The following is a 3,877-nucleotide window of genomic DNA, read 5'->3' as shown; positions in this document are numbered from 1 at the left end:
TTGAATTGTGCAACCTTGAATTCCGGAGCCCTCCATTCGCCACCTTCATAGCTAGCTCCTCCTCCTAAATACATCGCTAGCGTCTGATGCAAGGAATAAAGCTGATTGCCCGTAATCGCCTCTGTCGAACCTTCAGAGATATCGCCATCTAAAACTGACTTCAGTTTGCTCTTACTTCTTTTATCTCCCTTCCCATGAAGCGCTACAAACGCACTGTCTTCATCACTCCACAACAACGCATTCTGCTCAATATTGTCTGAAATCTCATTATGAAGCTTTGTAAATGAATTGCTTACACCGGCAAACGCTTCAGCAATATTGGGATAGCTATGCTCTTCTGGACTACCATCATCATTAAATGTCGTAACTTTGAAAGTAGGTGCTACCCATTGACCATCTTCATAGTGAGCGCCACCACCAAAATAAGTCGCTAGCGTCTGATTCAAGGAATAAAGCTGAGAACCATTCACTGCTTCTGTCGAGCCTTCAGAAAGTGTGCCAGCTTTCACGCCAGAGAGACTACGTGCATCACCATTCATATTTGCAATTGTGATTGCACTACCCTCTTTTTCACCACCTATCTTGATTACCTTCGTAGCATCATCCTGCTTAACAAGACTATCTCCTACAACTCTATTAATCTCATTCTGAAGCTCTTTATGAATATTCGTGAATGAATTCCCTACACCTGCAAACGCTTTAGCAACATCATCATAGCTCTGCTCTTCAACAGCACTACCATCCTCATTAACGGTCTTAACTTTGAAACTTGGAGCTCTCCATTGACCTTCCTTATATTCAGCGCCACCACCTAAAGATTTAGCTATATTCGTAGCTGTTGTTTCAAGATTGTTTGACACACTGCTTACATTTTGATTGGTCGCAAAAAGCTGTGAACCATTCACTGCATCACTCGATGCTTCCGAAAGCGTTCCTGATTTCACACCAGAAAGGATCCGTGCAGCACCATCAATATTCGAAAGCTTAACTTCTGTACCACTCTTTTCACCCCCTACACTAATAACATGTGTCTTTTCATCTTGCTTAACAAGACTATCTCCTACAACTTGGTTAATCTCATTCTTAAGCTCTTTGTGAATATTTGTGAATGAATTCCCTACACCAGCAAATGCTTTGGCAACATCATCATAGCTCTGCTCTTCAACAGCACTGCCATCTTCTTTGACAATCTTAACCTTAAAGCTTGGAGCACTCCATTGACCTTCCTTATATTCAGCGCCACCACCTAAATAAGATGCAACAGTCTTATTCGTATCAAAAAGCTGAGAACCATTGATCGCATCACTTGAGCTTGCAGAAACCTCTCCATTGGAAAGAAACTTAATTTTACTGTTGCCTTTCCCAGCACCCTCTCCATGTGTCGCTACAAACGCATTATCTTCATCACTCCACAACAACGCATTCTGCTTAATATTTTCAGTAACCTCCGTGTTGTTTTGGGTGAACTCTTTTTGAAGATTCTCAAAAGATGTTCCTACACCAGCAAATGCTTCCGATACATTATCATACTTCTTCTCTTCAACTTTAGTACCATCCTCATTAACGGTCTTAACTTTGAAACTTGGAGCTGTCCAAGCGCCACCTGCATAACTAGCATCACCACCTAAAGACTGCGCAACACTGTTACCTAGAGCATATAGCTGATTTCCTGCTACAGCATCGCTTGAGCTAGCAGTAATGTCACCATTTGCAAGCGACGTTATCTTGCTGTTGGTCTTCTCACCGTCTTTTCCTCCATGCGTCGCTACAAACGCCTCTGCGTCCTTATTCCACAACAGCGCATCGCCTTGAACTTCCTGAGTAATATTCGTGACTTTGTCATTAAAGTCTTTAACCACATTCGTGAAAGAATTACCAACACCTGAAAGAGCTTCTGAAACACTATCGTACTCAGCTTCTTCTGATGTGCCATCTTCTTTAAGGTGTGTAACTTTAAATCTAGGCAACAACCATTGATCTTTCTCATACTTAGCATCACCGTTTAAGTACGATGCAAGATCTTTTCCTAAGGAATAAAGTTGGGAGCCATTTACTGCATCTGTCGATTCTTTCGTAATATCTCCTGCCGCAAGGAACTTAATCTTGCTGTTTGTCTTTGCACCATCTTTTTCTCCATGCAAGGCGACAAAAGCACCATCAGCCTTGCTCCATGATAAAGAATCTTGTGCAACTCCTTCTGAAACTTCCTTAATACGAGCGTTGATAGTGCTCATGCTGTCATTAATGTCATTAAACGCACCTGCAACATTATTACTGCTCTTCTTATCACCTTTCGTACCATCATTGCTGAAAGTCTGAATTTGGAAATCCGGATCTTGCCATTCGCCTTTCTCATTATAACCAGCACCTCCACCAAAATAGCCAGCAAACTGTTTTTGCAGATCATAAATCTGTCCACCCGTAATCGCATCACTCGAGCCTGATACTATAGAGCCAGCTGCAAGTGATGTAATCTTACTCTTGCTTTCCTTCTCTCCATGCGTCGCTACAAATGCCTCTGCGTCCTTATCCCACAACAGCGCATCGCCTTGAACTTCCTGAGTAATATTCGTGATGTTTTCAGTAAGTTCATTAAACTTATTCGTTAGGTTGCTATTTACATTCTTGAAATTCGTATCAATGCTTTCAATGGCTAAACCAACATCACTATAGGATTTTTCTACTTCCTCGCCTTTTGCATCAACACTGGATAATTTATAGGTTGGACCCGTGAAAGTACCATCTTTAAAGCTTGTACCTCCACCTAAGTATTCCGCAATATCCTGAGAAACCTTAGAAATCTGACCGCCATTAACCGCATCATGCGAATTCTCACTAATCTGACCTTCGGCAACATTATGCAAACCAACAGATGCAGAACCCTTACCTTTACCCAAAGTCACACTCGCATAATTAGTGATGCCATTATCACCATCTTTTTTATCATAGTGAACAACAGCCGATTCATCAGACTGAAGATTGTTAGAAAGCTTCTCTAAACTTTTATCAAGTTGCTCTTTGTTGACTGCTTCATTATTCTTCGTTGCTTCCTTCACACCGGAAAGTATTCTATCCCCTTTGTCTTTATTTGCGATATTGATTTCACTGCCTTCTACTTCTGTACCAATATTGATAACTTTTGTCTTTTCATCCTGCTTGGCAAGGCTATCACTGACAACATTAGTAATTTCATTGTTAATCTCTTTGCGAACATTGGTGATGGAAGCACCAACTCCAGCCAATGCCTCCGCTACAGTTTTATATTCCTTATCTTCAACATCACTACCATCACCTTTGACAGTTTTAACTTTAAAGCTTGGAGCACTCCATTGACCTTCCTTATATTCAGCGCCACCACCTAAATAAGTTGCAACATTGTCCCCTAAGGAATAAAGCTGACCACCTGTAATTGCGTCCCTTGAATCCTTAGCAATATTACCTTCGGCAACATTATGAAGTNACCACCTAAATAAGTTGCAACATTGTCCCCTAAGGAATAAAGCTGACCACCTGTAATTGCGTCCCTTGAATCCTTAGCAATATTACCTTCGGCAACATTATGAAGTGCAACTGGTCCTGCATCCTTACCTTTACCTAAAGTCACACTGCTATAATCAGTTTTACCATCTGCCTGTTTATCGTAGAGAACCACTGCTGAATCATCAGACTGAAGGCTGCTGGAAAGATCCTTCAGACTTGCATCAAGCTGCGCTTTATTGACTGCTTCATTGTCATTCTCTGCTGCCTTAACACCAGAAAGTGTCCGATCTACTTTGTCTTTATTTGAAATATTGAGTTCTGTACCTTCTACTTCTTTACCAATAGTGATAACTTTCGTCTTATCATCCTGCTTGGCAAGGCTATCACTGACAACATT

The 3,877-nt window shown here is 41.3% G+C and carries 2 pseudogenes; both read right to left on the bottom strand.

The features are described from left to right. Positions 1-3,410, bottom strand: a pseudogene (locus ACFILH_RS00585) (hypothetical protein); the annotation flags it as partial. Next, positions 3,383-3,877, bottom strand: a pseudogene (locus ACFILH_RS00580) (hypothetical protein); the annotation flags it as partial. The pseudogenes ACFILH_RS00585 and ACFILH_RS00580, both read right to left, overlap by 28 nt.

Source organism: Bartonella sp. CL435QHHD (assembly GCF_042195095.1).
Lineage (GTDB): Bacteria > Pseudomonadota > Alphaproteobacteria > Rhizobiales > Rhizobiaceae > Bartonella.
This window is presented reverse-complemented; position numbering and strand designations above follow the sequence as displayed.